The sequence below is a fragment of the Nitrosomonas ureae genome (assembly GCF_900206265.1).
GTDB lineage: Bacteria > Pseudomonadota > Gammaproteobacteria > Burkholderiales > Nitrosomonadaceae > Nitrosomonas > Nitrosomonas ureae_C.
In genome coordinates, this window is the sequence record NZ_LT907782.1 from 956,336 (window position 1) to 978,885 (window position 22,550).

General features: G+C 41.8%; 24 protein-coding genes and 4 pseudogenes. 7 read left to right on the forward strand and 21 right to left on the reverse strand.

What is annotated here, in order from left to right; translation table 11 throughout:
* Positions 1-4: 4 nt before the first annotated feature.
* Positions 5-910 (reverse strand): 2-hydroxy-3-oxopropionate reductase, encoded by a 906-nt coding sequence (locus tag CPG39_RS04350; RefSeq protein WP_096292225.1) that lies wholly within the window; start codon positions 908-910, stop codon positions 5-7.
* 121 nt (positions 911-1,031) lie between these two features.
* On the opposite strand from CPG39_RS04350, the pseudogene CPG39_RS04355 reads away from it, so the two are divergent.
* Positions 1,032-1,280: pseudogene (locus tag CPG39_RS04355) on the forward strand (transposase); the annotation flags it as partial.
* Between the two features lie 279 nt (positions 1,281-1,559).
* On the opposite strand, the gene CPG39_RS14670 reads toward CPG39_RS04355, so the two are convergent.
* The 3 genes and pseudogenes from CPG39_RS14670 to tnpA (CPG39_RS04370) all read right to left on the reverse strand — a co-directional run bounded on the left by CPG39_RS14670 (position 1,560) and on the right by tnpA (CPG39_RS04370) (position 2,584).
* A complete protein-coding gene (locus tag CPG39_RS14670; RefSeq protein ID WP_145956205.1) occupies positions 1,560-1,748 on the reverse strand; it encodes a hypothetical protein in 189 nt (62 codons plus the stop codon).
* Positions 1,749-1,813: 65 nt separating this feature from the next.
* Entirely contained in the window at positions 1,814-2,188 is a 375-nt protein-coding gene (locus tag CPG39_RS14675) for a helix-turn-helix domain-containing protein (RefSeq protein ID WP_096292227.1), read from the reverse strand.
* Positions 2,142-2,584, reverse strand: a pseudogene (tnpA, locus tag CPG39_RS04370) (IS200/IS605 family transposase). Before tnpA (CPG39_RS04370) ends, CPG39_RS14675 begins: the two are co-directional and overlap by 47 nt.
* A 345-nt stretch (positions 2,585-2,929) precedes the next feature.
* Here tnpA (CPG39_RS04370) and CPG39_RS04375 point away from each other — a divergent pair.
* From CPG39_RS04375 to CPG39_RS04385, 4 genes and pseudogenes are all read left to right on the forward strand, one after another.
* On the forward strand, positions 2,930-3,085 hold the full coding sequence (locus CPG39_RS04375; protein ID WP_096292228.1) for a transposase: 156 nt from the start codon (positions 2,930-2,932) through the stop codon (positions 3,083-3,085).
* Between the two features lie 62 nt (positions 3,086-3,147).
* Positions 3,148-3,330 carry a hypothetical protein gene (locus CPG39_RS14330; RefSeq protein WP_145956206.1) on the forward strand — a complete coding sequence of 61 codons (183 nt, stop codon included), beginning with the start codon at positions 3,148-3,150 and terminating at the stop codon, positions 3,328-3,330.
* A gap of 73 nt (positions 3,331-3,403) precedes the next feature.
* Complete coding sequence (locus tag CPG39_RS04380; RefSeq protein WP_096292229.1) at positions 3,404-3,778, forward strand: hypothetical protein; 375 nt, start codon at positions 3,404-3,406, stop codon at positions 3,776-3,778.
* 131 nt (positions 3,779-3,909) lie between these two features.
* A pseudogene (locus CPG39_RS04385) lies at positions 3,910-4,744 on the forward strand (helix-turn-helix domain-containing protein); the annotation flags it as partial.
* A gap of 62 nt (positions 4,745-4,806) precedes the next feature.
* Here the strand turns inward: CPG39_RS04385 and tnpA (CPG39_RS04390) are convergent.
* The 11 genes and pseudogenes from tnpA (CPG39_RS04390) to CPG39_RS04440 all read right to left on the reverse strand — a co-directional run bounded on the left by tnpA (CPG39_RS04390) (position 4,807) and on the right by CPG39_RS04440 (position 14,440).
* Positions 4,807-5,243, reverse strand: a pseudogene (gene tnpA, locus CPG39_RS04390) (IS200/IS605 family transposase).
* 282 nt (positions 5,244-5,525) lie between these two features.
* Entirely contained in the window at positions 5,526-5,960 is a 435-nt protein-coding gene (locus tag CPG39_RS04395) for a GNAT family N-acetyltransferase (RefSeq protein ID WP_096292230.1), read from the reverse strand.
* A gap of 24 nt (positions 5,961-5,984) precedes the next feature.
* Positions 5,985-7,280 carry an adenylosuccinate synthase gene (locus CPG39_RS04400; protein ID WP_172424079.1) on the reverse strand — a complete coding sequence of 432 codons (1,296 nt, stop codon included), beginning with the start codon at positions 7,278-7,280 and terminating at the stop codon, positions 5,985-5,987.
* Between the two features lie 41 nt (positions 7,281-7,321).
* Positions 7,322-8,473, reverse strand: a complete 1,152-nt coding sequence (locus tag CPG39_RS04405; RefSeq protein WP_096292232.1) for an ATP phosphoribosyltransferase regulatory subunit — start codon at positions 8,471-8,473, stop codon at positions 7,322-7,324.
* Positions 8,474-8,513: 40 nt separating this feature from the next.
* Positions 8,514-8,699, reverse strand: a complete 186-nt coding sequence (locus CPG39_RS04410) for a DUF2065 domain-containing protein (RefSeq protein WP_096292233.1) — start codon at positions 8,697-8,699, stop codon at positions 8,514-8,516.
* Positions 8,700-8,933: 234 nt separating this feature from the next.
* Positions 8,934-9,809, reverse strand: a complete 876-nt coding sequence (gene hflC / locus CPG39_RS04415) for a protease modulator HflC (protein WP_013648014.1) — start codon at positions 9,807-9,809, stop codon at positions 8,934-8,936.
* Positions 9,810-10,988, reverse strand: coding sequence for an FtsH protease activity modulator HflK (gene hflK / locus CPG39_RS04420; protein ID WP_013648015.1), 1,179 nt, complete (start codon positions 10,986-10,988; stop codon positions 9,810-9,812).
* Positions 10,989-11,008: 20 nt separating this feature from the next.
* A complete protein-coding gene (gene hflX, locus CPG39_RS04425; protein WP_096292234.1) occupies positions 11,009-12,181 on the reverse strand; it encodes a GTPase HflX in 1,173 nt (390 codons plus the stop codon).
* A 14-nt stretch (positions 12,182-12,195) separates the two neighbouring features.
* A complete protein-coding gene (hfq, locus tag CPG39_RS04430; RefSeq protein ID WP_013648017.1) occupies positions 12,196-12,441 on the reverse strand; it encodes an RNA chaperone Hfq in 246 nt (81 codons plus the stop codon).
* A 272-nt stretch (positions 12,442-12,713) separates the two neighbouring features.
* On the reverse strand, positions 12,714-13,706 hold the full coding sequence (locus CPG39_RS04435; protein ID WP_096292235.1) for a cytochrome-c peroxidase: 993 nt from the start codon (positions 13,704-13,706) through the stop codon (positions 12,714-12,716).
* Positions 13,707-13,879: 173 nt separating this feature from the next.
* Positions 13,880-14,440, reverse strand: coding sequence for an RNA pyrophosphohydrolase (locus CPG39_RS04440; protein WP_096292236.1), 561 nt, complete (start codon positions 14,438-14,440; stop codon positions 13,880-13,882).
* Positions 14,441-14,652: 212 nt separating this feature from the next.
* On the opposite strand from CPG39_RS04440, the gene CPG39_RS04445 reads away from it, so the two are divergent.
* Positions 14,653-16,362 carry a proline--tRNA ligase gene (locus CPG39_RS04445; protein ID WP_096292237.1) on the forward strand — a complete coding sequence of 570 codons (1,710 nt, stop codon included), beginning with the start codon at positions 14,653-14,655 and terminating at the stop codon, positions 16,360-16,362.
* Positions 16,350-16,928 (forward strand): lytic transglycosylase domain-containing protein, encoded by a 579-nt coding sequence (locus CPG39_RS04450; protein WP_013648021.1) that lies wholly within the window; start codon positions 16,350-16,352, stop codon positions 16,926-16,928. The genes CPG39_RS04445 and CPG39_RS04450 overlap by 13 nt, the downstream gene beginning before the upstream one ends.
* Positions 16,929-17,011: 83 nt before the next feature.
* Here the strand turns inward: CPG39_RS04450 and CPG39_RS04455 are convergent, their stop codons facing one another.
* From CPG39_RS04455 to ilvN, 6 genes are all read right to left on the reverse strand, one after another.
* A complete protein-coding gene (locus tag CPG39_RS04455; protein WP_096292238.1) occupies positions 17,012-17,476 on the reverse strand; it encodes a TlpA family protein disulfide reductase in 465 nt (154 codons plus the stop codon).
* Between the two features lie 39 nt (positions 17,477-17,515).
* Positions 17,516-19,048, reverse strand: coding sequence for a 2-isopropylmalate synthase (locus tag CPG39_RS04460; RefSeq protein ID WP_096292239.1), 1,533 nt, complete (start codon positions 19,046-19,048; stop codon positions 17,516-17,518).
* Between the two features lie 230 nt (positions 19,049-19,278).
* Positions 19,279-20,052, reverse strand: a complete 774-nt coding sequence (pssA, locus tag CPG39_RS04465; protein WP_062559152.1) for a CDP-diacylglycerol--serine O-phosphatidyltransferase — start codon at positions 20,050-20,052, stop codon at positions 19,279-19,281.
* 153 nt (positions 20,053-20,205) lie between these two features.
* Positions 20,206-20,856: a phosphatidylserine decarboxylase gene (locus CPG39_RS04470; RefSeq protein ID WP_096292240.1), complete on the reverse strand. Its 651-nt coding sequence runs from the start codon at positions 20,854-20,856 to the stop codon at positions 20,206-20,208.
* A 63-nt stretch (positions 20,857-20,919) separates the two neighbouring features.
* A complete protein-coding gene (gene ilvC / locus CPG39_RS04475; RefSeq protein ID WP_096292241.1) occupies positions 20,920-21,936 on the reverse strand; it encodes a ketol-acid reductoisomerase in 1,017 nt (338 codons plus the stop codon).
* Between the two features lie 115 nt (positions 21,937-22,051).
* Entirely contained in the window at positions 22,052-22,543 is a 492-nt protein-coding gene (ilvN, locus tag CPG39_RS04480; RefSeq protein WP_013648027.1) for an acetolactate synthase small subunit, read from the reverse strand.
* Between the last annotated feature and the right edge of the window lie 7 nt (positions 22,544-22,550).

The window sequence follows — 22,550 nt, forward strand, 5'->3', positions numbered from 1 at the left end:
TTAATTATTCCCGATGTTTTCGGATTTCGTGATCAGCAAGTTTTTCCAGTATTTTTACGATAGCAGAATTATCCCATTTTGCACCGCCATGTGCGAGGCAGGCAGAAAATAATTCTCGCACCGTTGCAGTATTAGGTAAGCTTACACCCAAAGCGGATGCGCTATCCAATGCAATATTCAAATCTTTCTGATGTAATTCAATGCGAAAACCGGGCTCAAAGCATCGATTAATCATGCGTTCCCCGTGTACTTCCAGTACCCGAGAAGCCGCAAAACCACCCAACAAAGCTCGCCGAACTTTATCTGGATCTACTCCTGCCTTGGATACAAACAAGAGCGCTTCGGCCACTGCTTCGATCGCTGAGGACACAATAATTTGATTGGCAATCTTACAAACCTGGCCTGCACCATTTTCCCCTACATGAACTACATTTTTCCCTAACAATCCCAAAATAGGCCTGACTTTTTCGAACACTGTCGCGCTCGCACCCACCATGATCGTCAACGTTGCATTTTGCGCCCCGACATCACCTCCAGATACGGGTGCATCCACATAATCATGACCCAACGCATTGATACGCGCTGCAAACTTTCGCGTTTCCAGTGGCGAAATCGAACTCATATCCACAATCGTTTTAACATGCTCCGAACCAAACCTCAACAGTTCTATAATGCCATTATCGCTAAACAAGACTTTTTCAACATCTGGCGTATCTGGCAACATAGTCATAATAATATCCGCGTGCTGAGCTACTTCCTTAGGTGAAAGAAATTCCCTTCCACCCAATGCAATCAAATCTTCGGGGACCCTGCTGCGCGAGTGCAAAAAAAGACTATGTCCTCCCTTGATCAAATGCTCGGCCATAGGCTTCCCCATAATACCCAGACCGATAAAACCAATATTTGCCATAATTAAAATACACGCCGGATTTAAAAAAGATTGAATAAAAGTAGTTAATTACACCATACTGGCATGATTTAATAAACTCGGACATTCCAGTTAAGGAAAAATAGCTTAACTGGAGGAAGAAATGATGACGAGGAAGCAGTATACAAAGGAATACAAATTAGATGCAGTCAGTTTGGTATTGGATCAGGGCCATACGACATCGGAAGTATCTCAAAGCCTGGAAATCAGTGCCAATATGCTGAGGAGATGGATCAGGGAATACCAGGCGGATGAAGCTGATCAATCACTCCGAGGTAATGGGAAACTGACGCCGGAGCAGGAAGAAATTCGGCAGTTGAAGTTGCAAATCAGACAACTGAAGCTAGAGAGGTAAATATTAAGGAAGCGACTGAAGATTCAACCGGTCATTGCAACACTGCTGAAATTTTCTGTGATGGGGATAAGAAATTCAATGTTTTTCTTGGTCGATGATTTGATTCTTCTGCCATCATGTCGAGTTGCTCCTGTGAATAAACGGATATATCGGTCTTTTTAGGTATATATTCCAGTTAATTTAGCGGGAGCTTCGTTCGACTAAGGTTGCGATATACGACTTTTGGGTACCGCAGATTAAATCTGCCCTCCCAGTGTCCCGGAATGACTCGATCATTCACTTCTTGCGGTCGATCGTGGATGGATACCGCATCAATAATGCCGCCCCGGGCATTGCCTTGGTATTGAAGTGCCTGGATTGACGCATCACCCGTTGCGCCCGCAACTGCCGGAGCAGCTCCTTTTTTAAAGCACTATGTAATTGAATAAACATCATTTTATAGAGAGTTTCATGTGAAATATGCATAGTCGATGCTTCAGGACCAGTTTGTTTCAGCCAACCCACCACTGGGTCGGGTGGCCACTTGCCAGTCAGTTTATCCGATACGATAGTGCAAAGCTGATGTTGTCATTAAGCTTACAGACGCGTTTATCGGCCGCTACGGTACGGTATTTCGACAATCCACCATTGCGGTAGATTTCTCGGGAAACCGTTGACGTGGCCCTGTTGAGATTTCTGGCAATCGCCCTAAAGGATAAATTAGCCGATAGTTCTCGTGATATTTTCTCACGCTCTAGTAACGACAAGTCCCTGGCCGAATGTTTGAGCGGCGATGGCTTTATTCCATCGATTTTTTGTAAGTAGCAAAATACCGAACCGGCATGTTTAATGAACAACCCCGCCGCAAGCAGCGGGGTATCAGAAGAGAGCGAGTTGTCTGTCTTCGTATAACTGCTGATAGACATCTCCGTGCTTTTTAACGTAATCTCTTATTGTGTCCTCATCGCCATGACGGCCAACTGTACTGACGAAATAACCATCAGTCCAGAATTCCCCGCCCCACAACTGTTTCTTCACATGAGGACATAAGCGAAATACCTCCCGCGCCGTGATACTCTTGATCAGTGTCACCAGTTTTGTGACACTGTATGCGGGACCGACTGCACCAGAAAATGCACATGATCCTTATCTGTACCAATCTCCATGAATTTCAACTGGTAACGCCGTTCGAGATCTAAACAGACATCCCGCAACACCCCGTCCACAGCTTCATCAAATACGGCGCGGCGATATTTCGCCGGAAACACCACATGATAAAGCAGCACTGTTACATTATGGCTCTTATGTATATATTCGCTCACGCAAATATATTACGCCCCAAGGGGCGGGGAATATATCCCGGAGAGATTCAATTGCTGACCGATTTCGCTCAACGATTTACCTTGTGACCATAGCTACCACATCGTTTCCTGTGAATGATAAGTAAAACTTCGTTTTGAAGTTGATGATTCGAGACCTTTGCGCGGTTACAATCTTGGAGCAATGGATCGGATGATATAACTATATTTTGAAACAATGAATTGAAGCTATGGCCATGAGTTTTTCGGAGTATGATGTAACCCGCCGTACCCGGAAAGAGAATTTCCTGAAGCAAATCGATGAATTGATAGGGTGGCCCTCGATAGGGCAAGCTATCGCAGCGCATTATGCAGCGTGCAGCAGGTCGTCCGGCGTATTCCGGGCTGCTGCTGTTCAAGATGCTGCTGGTAGAATTCTGGCACGGCGGATTAAGTGATGAGTCAGTGGAAGACATGGCGAATTCGAATCTACACGTGATGCGATTTCTGGGATTGCCGTTGTAAGATGATGTACCAGACCACTCAGTATTGTCGCGTTTCAGAACGCGGTTAATGGCGGCGGACGCGTGGATGGTCTATTAAACCAAGTCAACCGGCAAATACAAGCGCACGATATCGAGGTCAGGAAAGGCTATCATGTCGATACGAGTATCACCCGGAGTCTACGCAAACATAAAACCCGACCGGCGTATGACCAGAATTACAGCGGAATAAGAGGCTTGTGTGTTTTTGCAAAGGTCTCTTCCTGATATACTTTAATACGAGACGCCACTCCGCAAACAGCGAGAAATTAAATTTGAATGAATATTCACCTTCAATCCCATGAAAATTAACTCAAATCTAGACCTTTATAATTCATTCCGCGAGCTTATCCTCTTCTTTATATTTATTCTTTGCATCTCAGCCTCGCTGTATGCTAAAGCAGAAGGTATTGAGAACTTGCAAAAAAATGCAAGTATTACCTATGAAAAAATGATACAAGCTAAACAGAATGCTGAAACCTTCACTAAAGATTTAACTTTTGCTGAAAAAAAACTGGCTACAGCAAAACAAAAATTAGCGGAAGCGGAACAAGCAGTCGAAACGGCAAAGAAAAAGTCTGAGCAAGCTAAGATCTCGATGGAGAAAGCAGTTAAGCAATGGAAGCAAGCCTCGGATGCGTTAGCGAACGAATGGGGTAAAACCGAAGTAAAATAATCATAGATAATATTATTAGTAGTAATTCAGATTTGATCTGACAATAAGATCTTGCCAAAGGGGGGATTACCCGGTTTGATAGAGGTGCGAAACTTTATCAACCAAGCGCGAAAGCGCAAAGGAGTAATCCCATAAGTATTGTTCAACACAATGTCATCAAACACAAAATTGGTTTGCTTAATCATCCGAACTTGGCACTGTATCCCGCGCTTGCAAGGTGATGGGGTTTTCTCGCGATACTTTTTATCGCTATCAGGCTGCCGTGGAAACAGATGGCGTTGATGCCCTGATTGATGCTAGCCAACGCAAGCCCAACATCAAGAACCGCCTCGAAGAAGCGAGGCAGCTGTCACAGCTTTTGCCCTTGGAGCAGCCTGCTTTTGGTCAAGTTCGGGTTTCCACGAACTGCGCAAATGCGGAATCTTCGTTTGTTTATCCGGTGTCCGTTCGGTGTGGCTGCTCCAGAATCTGTAGTCGTTCAAAAAGCGTCTATCCGCCTTGGAAAAGCATATCGCCGAAACCGGGAAGGTGTTAACCGAGACACAGTACAGGCGCTGGAGAAGAAACAAGAAGATGGTGTTCCCATGATGAAATCGAGACCGCTCATCCCGAGTATTTCTGTAGCCAGATACCCTCTACGTCGGTACTATTAAGAGTGTGTGGCGGATTTATCAGCAGACTTTCGTCGGATAACTATTCCAAGTGGGCTGCCACCAAGCTATATACCACCAAGACACCGATCACAGTGGCTGATTTGCTCAATGATCGGGTGCTGCCATTCTTCGCCGAGCAGAGTATGTGCGTCATCAGTATCCCCTGATCGACCGTGGTACCGAATATTGCGGCAAGTCAGAGAATCACGATTACCAGTTCTATCTGGCACTGAATGACATCGAGCATTCCAAAACCAAAGCCAATCATCCACAGACCAACGATATTTGCGAGCGTTTCCACAAAACAATCTTGTAGTTCTATCAGATAGCATTCCGGCGCAAGAATAAACAATCCCGTGGCAAGACCACGAGGTATTAGAAAAGCTCAAGCTGACGCAGTTCTTCTTTTGGCTTGCCTTGATTCTTTACATACCGCTCAACTACACTCCAGTCCGCTCTTCTCCTATAGTTGCAACATAATAGCCATCCGTCCAAAACTCACTGCCCCACAGATCTCGTTTCAAATCCGGCTTCTTCTTGAACAATTCTCGCGCTGTAATACCTTTGAAAACCCTAACAATCTGACCCGGTGGAATTTTCGGATGTGCCGTACAAAGTATATGTACGTGGTCTTTGTCGCAACCTATCTGCTCAAACTCGATGTCGTATCGATCTTCTATCTCTTTTGCAGTCATCATAATGATTCTTACAACCGCCTCGTCTAATAATCCACGTCTGTATTTCACAGGAAATACAATGTGATAATGTATCTGCCACGCACAGTGGCCCGCTTTCTCTACAACATTTCGCATCCCAACATTTTAAAGCCTAGTTAGATCCCCGTGGCAAGACCACGGGGAATCGCAAGTTTACCAATCCATTGAAGAGTTACAACATGAGGGGATAAATGGATAGTGTTACAACAGCACGCGTACTCATCAGAGCAAGATGCTATGAGCGCACGCCAATGCAAACTTTAATTGACGCAAAGGAGGTATGGGACAATAAAATCGCTGCCTTGAATAATTGAATTTGATCTAACAGGCACATCATCAAACCGGATAACTGTCAGATCAGGTCTGAATTGCTATATTTTATTCTAAAAAAATCATCATCTTGACATGGGGAATTCCCGCTTCAATAAATTTTTCTGCAGAAACTTGCTGAAATCCAAATTTTTCATAAAACTTAACTGCGTTAATTTGCGCATTAAGCATTGCTTTTTGCATCTGACGCCTCCTTAATTCCTCTAATATTTTTTTCAGCATCGCACTGCCATACCCTTTACCTCGCCATTCTTTCAATACAGCCATTCTCCCGATATGTCCGTCTGGCAATAGTCTTCCAGTTCCTACTGCCTCTCCGTGATTATTAAATACCAGAAAATGCGTACTGATAATATCAAACTCATCCCATTCTAAATCTACTGGAACCTGCTGTTCAAGAATAAAAACTGTTGTTCGAATATTTCGTAGAGTTAGAGTTTCCGTTTCCCAATCTACGACACGTACGAGATGATCGCATCGCATTTTTATAACAATTTATTAAGAAACCTATTCAAATGGATGGCGCAATAAAATAGTATCTTCTCTGTCGGGTCCAGTAGAAATCATATCAATAGGTATTTCACACACTTCTTCTAATCTTTTCAAATAATTCTGTGCGGCCTTGGGTAGTTGATGGAATTTTTTTATACCTGCTGTATTTTCTACCCAACCGGGTATTTCCTCATAAATCGGCTCACAGCAATCCAAATCATCCGCACCAACCGGAAGAATATTACTTTTGTTACCGTCAATCAATCGATACCCAATACCCAAACTAAGGCTCTCCACCCCATCTAGAACATCCAGCTTAGTAATGCATAATCCTGTTACACCATTTATTTGAATGGAGCGCTTTAGCGCAACTGCATCAAACCAACCGCAACGACGCGGACGACCTGTTGTTGATCCAAACTCATGTCCACGCGAAGCCAAATGTCTACCAATATCGTCGTCCAACTCAGTCGGAAATGGACCGGATCCGACTCTTGTTGTATACGCCTTGGTAATACCCAACACATACTGCAGCATTTGTGGCCCAACTCCGCCACCCGGTCCTGCTGCACCTGCCACACAGTTACTCGAGGTTACAAATGGATATGTACCATGATCGACATCCAATAATGCTCCTTGCGCACCCTCAAATAATAAATTATTACCTGCTTTATGCGCCTCAAATAAAAGCTGCGGAACATCCGCTATCATTGGCTTAATACGTTCGGATTGCATTAACGCATCATCCATCGTTTTATGAAAATCGATCACCTTTACATGAAAGTAATTTTTCAACACAAAATTATGATAATCCAGCATTTCACCCAATTTGGCTGCAAAACGATCTCGATGAAACAAATCTTGTAATCGAATTGCACGACGAGCAACTTTATCTTCGTATGCAGGCCCGATACCACGCCCTGTGGTGCCAATTTTTCCTACGCCTTTGGCAGTTTCACGGGCATTATCCAACGCAATATGGCAGGGTAAAATGAGTGGACAAGCCGCGCTAATACGCAAACGCCCAGTAACATCAATACCATTCTGCTCCAGCATATCAATTTCATTTAGTAATGCTTCTGGTGAAATTACTACACCATTTCCAATGTAACAAATAACATTGTCTCGCAGGATACCGGATGGAATTAAATGCAATACTGTTTTAGTATTACCAATGACCAATGTATGACCTGCGTTATGTCCACCCTGAAAGCGGACTACACCTTGAGCATGATCCGTTAACCAATCAACAATTTTGCCTTTTCCTTCATCGCCCCATTGTGTACCAATGACGACTACATTTTTAGTCATAATCCTATTCTCAAAAAATCTGTGGATTTAAACCCAAGAAATTAAATCTCTTTAATTATCCATTTCCCATCAAGCAACACTAATTGTCTGTCACAAACTATAAATTCATCCTTTTGTTCTGGCAATTCCATAACTACAATATGTCCTGCTTTACGTAATTGCTGAATCATACCTTCCAGTCTCTTATCCTTCTTCTCAAAAGGCGCTCGTATTCCTTTGGGATATTTTTTAGGTTTTACTAATCTGGATAATTCTCTTAAATCCATACTAAAACCAGTTGCCGGTCGTGCCCGCCCAAAGGTTTTCCCTATTTCATCGTAGCGTCCACCGAGGGCAATAGCACTTGAACATCCTCTCGCATATGCAGCAAATACCATTCCTGTATGATAATGATACCCCCGCAAATCAGCTAAATCGAATGCAACGCTCCCCACTACTGGCTTCAGCTCTTTTTCAACCATACCAAGTTCATTCAATGCAGTTCTAATTACTGGATAGTCAGGCAGTCGCGCCATCGCATCGACCAGAATCTTTTTATCACCATAAAGCTCAGGTAATAAGAGCAATGCCTCACGAATACCTTTTTTCAGCTTTAAGCACAATTCCTGTAACGTTGAAATATCTTTTGCCTGTAGAACCGAAAATAATTCGGCCTCAAGTTCTCGTGATATTCCAGCACCTTTTATTAGTCCACGAAAAACAGCTACATGACCGAGATCCAGATGAATTTCATTTATATGAGAAACCGACAAGCACTCCAGCATAAGACGTTGCACTTCCAAATCACTCTCCAATCCTGAGTGACCATATAGCTCAGCACCAATTTGCAAGGGTTCACGGGTTTGTGTTATTCCTGATGGAATCGTATGTAGTACACTATTGACATAGCAGAGTCGTGTTATACCGTTAAAATTCAATAAATGTGCATCAATTCTTGCCACTTGAGGTGTCATATCAGCGCGCAATCCCATCATTCGTCCACTTAACTGATCGATAACCTTAAATGTTTGCAGATTCATATCACTGCCACTACCAGACAGTAATGACTCTACGTATTCTAATAAAGGTGGTATAACTTGCTGGTAACCATGCGTCAGCAGTAAATCAAGAATCTGCCGACGCGTTACCTCAATATGCAATGCTTCTGCTGGCAATATATCTTCAACATATTCTGGGAGCAACCAATTATGCATGCTAAGACTGACAAAGCGTCAGAGGGAAGTGAAAAATGATTTAAGTTATGACGACAAGTAGTATTAATCCGATCAACATTGAAGTTAATCCTATGAAACGCAATTGATTATCATTGGTCTCAATTAACTTCCTGAATGCTTCTCTCCAAGTATCCGGAGATAAAAATGGCAACATTCCCTCTAGAATTAACACCAGTGCAACTGCATTTAAGAAATTTTCCCACATGTATGATAACTCCTGCTTAATTACGCATTCATAATATCTTCAATGAGAAGCATAAAAAAATGATAGGCTCTGCCACAAAATAGAATAAACAATAGCTTCTATTCTCAGAATTTCTGCATAAGCATCCACCATTATTAAATCCACGCACGCCTCAGTGAAAATACATTAGGACGCTAAATTGTATCTATTTGTAATAAAACAGAGCCTTAACTAATTCTACAAGAGCATATATTACTATTTACTAACTGCAGGATTTTTTAAATATTTAAAGAAATCGGAGGTGGGCTCAAGAACCATCATATCCCCCTTATTCTTGAACGACTGCTTATAAGCATCAATACTACGCCAGAAGGCATAAAATTCAGAATCTTTCTGAAATGCAGCTGCATAGATTGCAGCAGCCTGGCTATCACCATCACCCATTGTTTTTTGGGCTTCCCGATAGGCCTCAGCTAATATAATTTCTCTTTGTTTATCCGCGTCAGCACGAATTTTCTCCGATTCAGCAGCACCGGTTGAACGTAATTCATTTGCTACTCGTTTTCGTTCTGCCTCCATACGCCTATATACCGATTCACTCACTTCTTGTGGAAGATCCACACGTTTTAGGCGTACATCAACAACTTCCACTCCAATGGATCGAGCATCATTATCCGCTTTTTGACGCATAATCTCCATAATTACATCACGCTCACCCGAAACCACATCGTGAACCGTACGATTACCAAATTCATCACGCAAACTTGCATTGATGGTTTGAGCTAACCGTGTTTGAGCTAATCCTTCATCTCCTCGTACGCTGATATAATATTGTTTCACATCCACGATACGCCATTTTACAAACAAATCTACTAAAACGTTCTTTTTCTCAGAAGTAATAAATCGTTCCGGCTCTTCAGTGTCCATTGTCAGAATACGCTTCTCAAAAAAACGTACATTTTGTGCAATTGGAATTTTAAAATATAAACCTGGATCGGTTTTAACATCGATCACTTCCCCAAGTTGAAATAAAATTGCCTGCTGACGCTCATCAACAATATAAATTGCCGAACTGCCCAGAAAGAAAATTGCAATAATGATGCCTGAGAATACTGATGTAAAACTTTTCATTTATCTTATCTCCCGTTCGCGACTACGAAAAGATTCTCGTGCTCGTAAACTGCTATCAGGTGTTGTTTCCTGTACTGCAGGTGATGTAGGGGCCGGTGAAACCGAAGTTGATCCGCTTATATTAATGAGTTTATCGAGCGGCAAATACAGAAGATTATTACCGTTCTTCTGATCAACAACAATTTTACTCGTATTAGAAAGCACTTGCTGCATCATATCCAAATATAAACGCTCGCGTGTAACGTTTGGTGCTTTACTATATTCAGTAAGAATCTGTTCAAAACGACTGGCATCACCCTCAGCGCTTACAATAACACGCTGCTTATACCCTTCAGATTCTTGAATTAGTCGAGCCGCATTACCGGCTGCTCTTGGTATGACATCATTTGCATACGCCTGCCCCTCATTTTTCTGCCGCTCTCTATCTTGACCTGCTTTTACTGCATCATCAAATGCAGCTTGGACTTGTTCAGGCGGCTGTGCATTCTGCATCGTCACTCTGCTAATCAAAATACCAATTTCATATCGATCAAGTATTTTTTGCATCAGCTGTGTTGCATTGGCTGCCACTTGTTCGCGTCCTTCATAAAGAACAAAATCCATTTTACTTTTACCTATGACTTGCCTGATTGCAGTCTCAGCTGCTTGAAGTACAGCTTCATCGGGGTTTCTATTGTTGAATAGAAAATCCTCTGGATCATTCAATATATACTGTACTGCAAACTGAATATCGATAATGTTTTCATCGTCTGTTAACATTAATGCTTCGCGTAGCACCTTGCTTCTTACATTGTTCCGGTAGCCAATTTCAACTGTCCGGACCTGACTGACATTCACAACTTCCACTCTCTCAACCGGATAGGGAAAGTGCCAACGTAATCCTGCTGATGATGTATCGACATATTGACCAAATCGCAATACCACACCTCTATGGCCCTCATCGACAATATAAAAGCCACTACCTAACCACACCACAACCAACAAACCAAGGATTAGTATAATGCTTCCACTACTCTGCGGCTTAGATCCTTGAGTACGCGGCCCATCATCACCACCTCCGCTTTTTTTTTGCCCAAACATGTCATTGATTTTTTTATTGAAATTCCGCAACACGTCATCTAAATCTGGTGGACCAGAATCGCCTTTATTTTTTCCCCATTGTGGATCATTTAATCCCATAATCATTCCTGTTTGTTCGTTCAAAAAAAATCTTGTACAGAAGCACAATCTCGAAGCCCATTATTTATTTCCATTGATTCTTTATTCAGTTTTTTGGAGTTTTCTAAGATTGTTTCTGTCAACGCCTGCCTTACAAACTCAACTCCCTCGCCTGTTTCTGCGCTTAAACGAATGCGTGATATTCTACCATATTCATCACGTACGCAACCTGCACTGCGTAAGGTTGCGTCGATTAAGTCAATTTTGTTGAAAATCAAGATCTGTGGAATAACATCAGCGCCAATTTCTTTTAATATTTTATTAACTTCTTTAATTTGCTCGTCACTATTGGAGTTACTAGCATCTATCACATGAAGCAATAAATCAGCCTGCACGGTTTCTTCGAGTGTTGCACGAAATGCAGCTATCAATGTATGCGGCAATTCCCGGATAAACCCCACTGTATCCGAGATAACTACAGTACTGCCTTCTTCAATGAATAATTTACGTGTTGTTGTATCTAGTGTAGCAAATAGCTTATCAGCAGCATACGATTGTGCACGGGTTAATTTGTTGAAGAACGTTGATTTACCTGCATTAGTATAACCAACAATAGACACCGTGAGTGAGTTTGATCTTCGCCTAGATCGTCTTTGAACATTTCGTTGACACTGCAGATCCGAAAGTTTTTCCTTAAGTAATTTTACTCGCTTTTTAATTAATCTCCGATCCGTTTCCAGTTGAGTCTCGCCAGGTCCACGTAAACCTATACCGCCTTTCTGTCTTTCAAGATGGGTCCATCCGCGCACAAGACGTGTTAAAAGATATTCCAGCTGAGCCAATTCAACTTGCAGCATTCCTTCATGACTGTGAGCTCGCCGGGCAAAAATGTCAAGAATCAGATTCGTGCGATCAATAACATTACAATTTAAACGCAAAGATAGGTTTCGTTGCTGTGCTGGGGACAGATCATGATTAAATATAACCAACCCAGCCTCTGTCTGCTGCATCACTCGCACGATTTCCTCAACTTTACCCCTTCCAATATATGTTGTGGAATCAGGGCGGGATCGCTTTCCCGTCACAATTGCAACAACCTCAAGCTTATCGCTGGAAGCTAACAGTTGCAACTCTAACAAACTGTCTTGATGAGTACCGCAGCCGAAATCGACACCCACCAAAATTGCTGTATCGGATGCTATTAATTTATTCATGCCCAATAGGCATATCAGACATCGCGCGTTTCCACTGTTTCAACGGGAATAGTAACAGCTCTTGCAGGCACTACTGTAGAAATTGCGTGTTTGTATACCATTTGCGTAACCGAGTTTTTCAGCAACACTACATATTGATCGAATGAATCAATTTGTCCCTGTAGTTTAATACCATTCACTAAATAAATGGATACTGGAATATGTTCTTTCCGTAATATATTTAGAAATGGATCTTGTAGTAACTGTCCCTTGTTACCCATAGGTAATTCCCTATTTTAATTATTCGTTATCGGAATGGTAACTCTACTTTATTTTTAAATGTAAATCTATATTAGATTTTACTCGTTCAGCATTCAGCATTCAGCATTCAGCATTCAGCAAAAAAGTTATATCAAATTAATTTGCCAATCCAATACTTTTATTCCACATTCAGGCCGCCCAGACTATGAATAATCCGAGCGGCCCGAACCCACTTTTTACACTTATAATAGTCACACTAAAATTTCAGCAGTCTTCTGTTTGATTTCAACAATTAGAATGGTACTGGCTTAGGGGTATTATTATTTGATGGTGGAAGAATGGGTAATTTAATTTCAGGCTGCACACCCGTTAGCGTTTTCAAAAAGGCGACAATACTATCAATTTCTTTCTTGTTGAAGTCGCGATCCAATTGTACTTTACCCATTATTCTTACCGCATCTTCTAATGTGGTTACGGCGCCATCATGAAAATAGGGATAAGTTAATTCTATATTACGCAAAGTTGGTACTTTAAAGACATTTAAATCAGTATCTTTTCCAGTAACTGCTTTTCGACCTTCCACCTTACTTTTTGTTTCATAAGGATGATGAACACCAAACTTCTGATACAGTGCACCTCCTACAGCTTTCCCATTATGACAACCAGTGCACCCACTACTTTTGAATAACGTATATCCTTCAAGTTCTTGCTGATTTAAAGCCTTTTTATCTCCTTCCAGCCATTTATCAAAACGAGATCCCGGAGTAACCAATGTATCTTCAAAAGCTGCAATTGCGGTGGTTATTCGATCAATATCAACTTGGTCTGAGCCAAACGCTTTCTCAAAATAGGTACGATATTGAGGAATCGATTGTATTACATCAACGGCAATTTTATGTGTCGAACCCATTTCTCCTGGATTTGCAATCGGCCCCCCGGCTTGCTCTTTTAAATCTTTAGCGCGCCCATCCCAAAATTGCGCCAAATTCATACTAGAATTTAATACAGTTGGAGCATTAATTGGTCCTTGATGCCATTTATGACCGATAGAACTCGGAAGATTATCTGTTCCACCCATGCTCAAATTATGGCAAGAGTTGCAAGAAATAAATCCAGACATAGATAAACGCGGATCAAAAAATAACATTTTCCCTAATTCAACCATATCAGCATTTTCAACTTTTGCAGGTTTAATAGGTTGGATAGGCTCATTGGCTGAGGTATTAACCGAAATGACAAGCATGCCAATCGATATAAGTGATGCAACAAGTATATGCATCTTCATCGGTACTCTCCCTAATTTAATAATAAGCGGCTGTAATGGCGCAGCCGATTACGCCTGATGAAAAGCTCACAGATGGAAAATTTTATTAAAAGATAAAACTAAACCATCCACTTCTATTTCTCTCAAATTTACAACAAAAGAATGATCCTAAGATACACTCATGTTAGATTTTTTTATTCATTCACTTCCAATTGATCAGTCAAAGCCTCTCTGCCAACCCCTGCCAAAGTATCCACATCATAATCAGCACATTGACAAGGATCTGTTTTTAACAGACGCGACAACTCCGTCAATGCTTGTTTATAAACTTTGCGTTTAAATTCCACAACCGAGTCTAACTCAACCCAATATTGATTCCAACGCCAGGCATCAAATTCCGGATGGGTGCTTTGACGTAACGAAACATCGCTATCACGCCCAACCAATCGCAGCAAATACCAAATCTGCTTCTGCCCCTTATAATTGCCACGCCATTCCCGTCTAATCCATCGATCAGGCACTTCATATCTCAGCCAATCACGTGTACGTCCAACAATTTCAACATGATTCGGACGCAATCCTATTTCTTCGCTCAGCTCTCGATACATAGCTTGCTCTGGACTTTCTCCAGACTTAATGCCTCCTTGTGGAAATTGCCAAGAATTCTGTCTAATACGTTTACCCCAAAAAACTTCGTTTCTTGAATTTAAGAGAATAATACCAACGTTGGGACGATATCCATTACGGTCAATCATATGAACTGTTCATTTGACCCATCAAATAAATGGATTTTTTCATACTTTACGATAGATTGAAAGTATTCATAACCCAAAAACAAAAACTCATGTCTTTTCATATACCTTGATTACCTAATCAAATCACGAGCGCATAACTCATGGGATTACTGCACACTATCAACAAGCATTTCACGGTAAAATCATTATTTCTTATCATAATGGAATAGCTCATGCGCGTCTCACAATTTTTTGTTTCAACACTTAAAGAAGCACCCGCGGAAGCAGAGCTGATCAGCCACAAGCTTATGTTGCGCGCCGGATTGATCAAACGCCTTGGGAGTGGGCTATACACATGGATGCCACTGGGTTTGAGAGTATTAAGAAAAATCGAAAACATTATACGTGAAGAAATGAATAGCAGTGGCGCCGTAGAGATTTTAATGCCCGCTATACAACCTGCAGAATTATGGCAAGAAACTGGAAGATGGGACGTATTCGGTCTGCAAATGCTAAAAATCAAAGATCGCCATAAACATGATTTCTGTTTTGGCCCCACTCACGAAGAAATCATTACCGATACTGTACGCAAGGAAATCAAAAGTTATCGCCAGCTGCCGCTCAATTTCTATCAAATACAAACTAAATTTCGCGATGAAATCAGACCCCGCTTTGGGGTTATGCGCGCACGCGAGTTTGTCATGAAAGATGCATACTCATTTCATACGAATGAAGATAGTTTAATGCAGACCTATCAACTCATGTATGAAACCTACAGCCGTATTTTTACTCGCATCGGATTGCAATTTCGCGCAGTCTCAGCTGATACGGGTGCTATAGGGGGCAGCGGCTCACATGAATTTCATGTCTTAGCGGATTCCGGCGAGGATGCAATTGCCTTCTGTCCTGATTCAGATTATGCGGCCAATATTGAATTGGCCAGTTCACCAACACCTCCTCAAAGTCGCAGCATTCCCGATGGCAACATGCAAAAAATTGCCACCCCGGGTAAAAAGACTTGCACTGAAGTCGCAGAATTTTTGAAAATTCCATTGAACAAAACCTTAAAAACACTCGCTGTAAAAACTAATGATCAAATATTCTTCTTATTATTACGTGGCGATCATCAATTGAACGAATTAAAAGTAAGGAAAATACCCTTTTTATCTGAATTTCAGTTAGCAAATGAAGAAGATATTCTAGATGAAACTGGCACGGTACCCGGATATATTGGTCCGGTCGGGTTAAATACCTGCGTGATTGCAGATCAAGCAGTTATAAATATGAGCAACTTTGTTTGCGGCGCAAATGAAGAAGGTTTTCACTTGATGCATGTCAATTTTGATCGTGATCTCAAATTACCGGAATATGTTTTTGATATAAGAAATGTAGTTCCGGGTGATGCATCTCCTGATGGGAAAGGCATTTTAGAAATTTGCCGAGGAATAGAAGTAGGGCATATTTTTCAATTACGCACGAAGTATTCTAAAATTATGAAAGCCACTTTTTTAGATGAATCCGGATGCACTCAATATATGGAAATGGGTTGTTACGGTATTGGTGTATCGCGTATTGTTGCTGCAGCCATCGAGCAAAACCACGATGAGTATGGCATTATTTTTCCGGCTGCAATAGCTCCGTTTCAGCTAGCAATAATTCCGATCGGCTTGCAGAAAAATCCTCAAGTAAAAGAAATCGTGGAAAAACTTTACCAACAATTCTTGGATGCACGCATAGAAGTACTTCTAGACGATCGAGATGAACGTCCCGGCGTCATGTTTGCTGATATGGAGCTAATGGGTATTCCACACCGGATAGTGATTGGAGAACGCGGGCTTAAACAATCGACTATTGAATATCAAGGCCGGAAAGATCGCTCTCCTGAAGCTATCTTTATTGATGAAATTTTTCCATTTATATTTACCAAACTATGCATAGATTAACCTTCGCAATACTTTTATTACTCATTCCCAGTCTCATTTATGCCAATAATCCGGGTTATGAACAGCTCGCCGCCAGTACACAAACAATCATTCTGCATGAAACAAGTGATCAGGCCGCCTCATACATAGAGTATGCAGCCATTGCAGATAATGTTACCTGGCTCATCAGCATGAGCCATCGTTTAGAAAAATACATACCTGATCTAATCGAACGAGAGGATTTTCTAAGAACGGTTTATTATGAAGCAACGCGAGCAGGACTGGATCCTCAACTGGTGCTAAGCGTCATTCAAGTTGAAAGTGGTTTTAAAAAATATGCCGTTTCTCATGCAGGCGCGCGCGGCTATATGCAAATCATGCCATTCTGGGTAGGTGTCATCGGTCATCAGGATCACAATCTCTTTCACTTGCGCATGAATTTGCGTTATGGATGCACCATTCTTCGGCATTACCTAGATAAGGAAAATGGGGATTATTTCCGTGCGCTCGGAAGATATAACGGTAGCTTGGGGGAAGCTTTTTATCCACAACTTGTATTCAATAAATGGCGAACCACCTGGCGCTAAGCATCATTACAATGAGATAAGCTTATAATCAATAAAATAATAACAATAAGAAACAGCTCCTACAAAGTCAGTACGGGTAAGTATTATTTCTTTTCCATTGATTTTGACTCAATAAATTTTTCGATACTCTCACGTGAAATAATGCCTAGCTGCCGTGCAGCTGGATTACCATCAGGATCGTAAAAATACGTGCTGGGCAATAATGAAATCTCATCTAATTGCGAAGCAATTTTACGATCGCCTAATACGATAGGATAGTTGATTGATAGAGAACGCACAAAACTCATAATTTCTTGTGGATCACTATAATCCATCGCAACGCCAATAATCATAATATCTTTACGATCTTGATACAGAGAAATCAAGTCAGGAATTTCTTTAAGACACGGAGCGCACCAAGTCGCCCAGAAATTAATCAATACCCAGCGTCCCTTATAATCCTCAAGGTTATGAAGCTCACCTGTGGCATCTTTAAATTGAAATGCCTGCACTTGAAAGCTTAGCAATAAAACTATTTTTAAAATCAATAGGCTGAATTTATTTCTCATCGCATCAAGACAATAAATTTATAAATAACTTAAGTGTAACTACACCTGTGGATGTGCCCGTTCCAGTTTACTGCATAGCTTATTTAATGCGCTCAGATATGCTTTTGCAGAAGCCACGACAATATCTGTATCCGCACCATGCCCATTAACAATACGATCAGATTTTTGTAATCGTACGGTTACTTCGCCTTGCGCATCAGTACCACTGGTGATATTGTTCACGGAATATAGTTGCAGCTTCGCCTCGCTCAAAAGCAATTTTTCAATCGCACGGAAAGTGGCATCTACGGGACCACTCCCTTCAGAATCAGCGCTCATCTCATTCCCGTTATCCGAAATCACCACACGTGCATAAGGGATCTCACCCGTTTCGCTATGCACAATCAACGAGATTAGCCGGAAACATTCATGCAATACTAACTCTTCATCCGATACCAATGCATGAAGATCTTCATCGAATATCTCATGTTTTTTATCGGCCAATTCCTTAAATCGCATGAAAGTATTGTTAAGCATCTCTTCGGATTCTAGCTCGATACCAAGTTCCATTAGGCGATTCCGAAAAGCATTACGCCCCGAATGCTTTCCCAGCAATAATTTGTTTGCACCCCAACCCACATCTTCTGCACGCATGATTTCATATGTCTCGCGGTGTTTCAATACGCCATCTTGATGAATACCCGACTCATGTGCAAAAGCATTCGCACCGACTATCGCTTTATTGGGTTGGACTGGAAAGCCGGTGATACCCGAAACCAGTTTACTTGCCGAAACAATATGTGTTGTATCAATTCTTGTATCACAAGGAAAATAATCCTGTCGGGTACGAACAGCCATCACGATTTCTTCCAATGCAGCATTCCCCGCTCTTTCCCCCAAGCCATTGATGGTACATTCAACTTGCCGTGCGCCATTCATCACTGCAGTCAATGAATTAGCCACAGCCAGTCCTAAATCATTGTGGCAATGAACCGAGAAAATTGCCTTATCCGAATTCGGAACGCGCTCACGTAAATTCCGAATAAGCGTCCCGAACTGATCCGGCATGGTATAGCCAACTGTATCAGGAATATTAACCGTGGTTGCGCCCGCATCGATCACAGCTTCAAGTACCCGGCACAAAAAATCCAATTCTGATCGACCCGCATCCTCTGGGGAAAACTCAATATTATCAGTGTATTGACGCGCCCAATTCACTGCCTTAACGGCTTGTGTTATTACCTGATCAGGTGACATTCGCAACTTTCTTTTCATATGAACCGGCGATGTAGCAATGAAAGTATGAATACGCGCTGATTGCGCGCCTTTTAACGCTTCACCCGCACGCTGAATATCAGTTTCAATCGCACGCGCTAACCCACACACCATGCTATCCTTGACTGAGTCAGCAACTGCCTTCACAGCCTCAAAATCTCCATTTGATGCTGCCGGAAAGCCCGCCTCGATAACATCCACCCCCATGCGCTCCAGTTGCCAAGCAATACGCACCTTTTCTTCCTTAGTCATGGATGCACCCGGACTTTGCTCACCATCACGCAACGTTGTGTCAAAAATAATTAAATGCTCTTGCATTATGCTCTCCACATGAAGAAGAAACCTTAAAGTAAGATAAAATTCGCTACTCGAATTTTATAGGGAAGAAAGAAAATTAGGGAGAGAAAATTTAGCGCGCAAAGCGCAACAACAGACACGCACGTGCCTTTATTGAAACTGCAGACAGGGAGAAAAAATATTTATCTTTCTTTTCAGACATCATGATGGGAAATATAATTAGTTTTTCCTTCGAATGCAAGGGGCAAACTTTAGGAATTAATTGTTTCACTACTTCTTTTGCTTCGACCAAACCGCCATAATTTAATAAAATATCCCGAAAACGCATATGCTGCAAATAAAAAAAACAAAACCAAAGGTGGATGACTAGGTATCAATACAAAGAAAAACAAAACCAATAATAATACTGTAAAGAAGGGGACTCTTCGACGTAGATTTATCTCTTTCCCGCTATAATACGGGATGTTACTTACCATAGTAAATGCAGCAAACAGTGTAACGATACTTGCCAGCCATTTAACATCACTTCCTTGTATCTGAAAATTAATCGTCACCCAAACAAGCCCCGCTATCAGCGCAGCAGCAGCGGGACTGGGCAAACCCTGGAAGAAACGTTTATCAACCACTTCGATATTAGTATTGAATCGCGCAAGCCGTAAAGCTGCGCATGCACAGTATATAAACGCAACGATCCAACCCCACTGATCCATTTCTTTCAAGGCCCATTCATATACTATCAATGCAGGCGCAACACCAAATGAAACCATATCCGACATACTATCGTATTCGGCACCGAACTCACTTTGAGTTCCAGTAAGGCGCGCCACTCGACCATCGAGTCCGTCAAGAACCATCGCAATAAAGACAGCAATTGCCGAATACTCAAAATTCCCATTCATTGCTTGCACAATGGCATAAAATCCAGCAAACAGTGCGGCCGTCGTGAATAAATTCGGTAACAGATAAATACCACGCCTGCGCAATCTAGACTTGAGTACAGTGCGTTCTGATATGGAATCGGGCATTATTAGTTAATGAAAGAAAATGCAGATAGTAATAAGAGCGGCAATGGATCATTGATTCAAATACACCGTTGAGAAACAACATAACAAGGGCCTTTGACAATAAAATTCTACTAGAAAGTAAAAAGAATCCACTTATTAACTTACCATTCTGACTTATTCTTCTCGAAACTCAGCCAGAATTGTCAATGTTGCTGACACTTTATCGCCTATGTTGACATTAATTTTAGTATTCACCGGTAAATATACATCCACTCTCGAGCCAAAACGTATAAACCCAAAACGTTGCCCACGCGTCATATGATCTCCCGGGGATACTTGACAAAGAATCCGTTTCGCAATGAGTCCAGCTACCTGAACACAAGTCACATCGGCACCATTATCAGCTTTAATCCATAATGCATTGCGCTCATTCTCCAATGATGCTTTGGGTAAATCCGCATTTACGAATTTACCCGGGAAATACCATTTATCACGTATTTCACCATCAATAGGGCTGCGATTGGAATGCACATTAAATACATTCATAAATACGCTGATTTTGACAGCTTCCCGCTCCAAATAAGGATCCTGAGTTTTCTCAACTGCAACAATTCTACCATCCGCCGGCGCCAATATGGCATTACGGTTAGATGGCACTTCCCTCGGTGGATCGCGAAAAAACTGCAAAACGAAAAAAGCAATCACCCAAAAGGGGATTGACCAGAGCCAACCAACCAGGAACACTGCGCCAAACGCAGCAGAAAATGCAATCGCGATATGCAACCAGCCTTCGCGAGCAATAATAGGATGAGGATAATAAGCCATAAATAAATTACTACAATAGCTCCGTAAATAAAAAAACCAGAATTCTAATAATGAAATTATTAGTTAATTTTTGCCTTGATCAACCAGTTTATTCTTTTTGATCCAGGGCATCATATCGCGCAACTTAGCACCCACCTGTTCAATGGGATGCTCGGATGCAATACGGCGACTTGATTTAAGTACCGGTGCACCTGCCTGATTCTCGAGAATAAATTCCTTTGCATATTCACCGGTCTGAATCTGATGCAATATCTTCCGCATTTCGGTACGCGTTTCGTCAGTTATTATACGTGGCCCACGGGATACGTCGCCATATTCAGCATTGTTGGAAATGGAATAACGCATATTTGCAATACCACCTTCATAAATCAGATCAACAATCAGTTTAACTTCATGTAAACATTCGAAATAAGCCATCTCTGGAGCATATCCGGCTTCCACCAGTGTTTCAAAACCAGCTTGAATCAGCGCAGTCAAACCTCCACATAACACAACTTGTTCACCAAACAAATCCGTTTCAGTTTCTTCTCGGAAATTAGTTTCTATCACACCCCCGCGCGTACCTCCATTGGCAGCTGCATAGGATAAGGCCAGATCACGCGCTTTACCTGATTTGTTCTGATGCACCGCTATCAATGTCGGTACGCCACCTCCCTGCAAGTAAGTTGAACGCACTAAATGACCAGGCCCCTTTGGCGCAATCATAATGACATCCAGATCTTCACGTGGCGTTACCTGCCCATAATGAACATTAAAACCATGTGCAAAAGCCAAAGTTGCGTTTTTTTTCAACCCCGGTTCAATTTCCTTTTTATATACCGGACCAATTTCCTCATCGGGCAATAAGACCATCACAACATCTGCATTCTTAACCGCATCAGCAACTTCCTTAACTTTTAAGCCCGCTTTTTCCGCCTTACTCCAGGAGCCTCCGCCCTTGCGCAAACCTACGGTAACTTTAACCCCTGACTCACTCAGATTATTGGCATGGGCATGCCCCTGTGAACCATAGCCCAATATGGTTACTTTTTTTCCTTTTATAAGAGATAAATCGGCGTCTTTATCGTAATAAACTTTCATTATTTTCCTTTTAACAAAATTAGGGTAAAACCGGAGAGCAATAGAGAAAACTTCTTAATGAATTGAATACTCTGGATTACTAACCTTGAGATCCGCGCAAATTGGCAATTGCGGATTATACCTTTAAAATCCATTCTCCGCGCCCTATACCGGAAGCACCGGTTCGCACGGTTTCGAGTACTGCACTGGATTCAATAGCTTCAAGAAATGCATCCAATTTCTCGCTGGTGCCAGTTAGTTCAATAGTATAAGATCTATCCGTAACATCGATAATAGAGCCACGAAAAATTTCAGCTAACCGTTTAATCTCTTCACGTTCCGCATCAACTGCACGCACTTTCACCAGCATCAGCTCGCGCTCGATATGATTTCCATCACTCAAATCTATAATTTTTACCACTTCGATCAGTTTATTCAATTGCTTGGTCACTTGCTCCACGACTTCATCCGATCCAACGGTTACGAGGGTCATTCGTGATAAAGTTGGATCTTCAGTGGGTGCAACTGAAAGCGATTCAATATTATAGCCACGCGCTGAAAACAGACCTGCTACACGAGACAAAGCGCCCGCCTCGTTTTCCATCAATAATGAAATAATATGTCGCATTTATTTT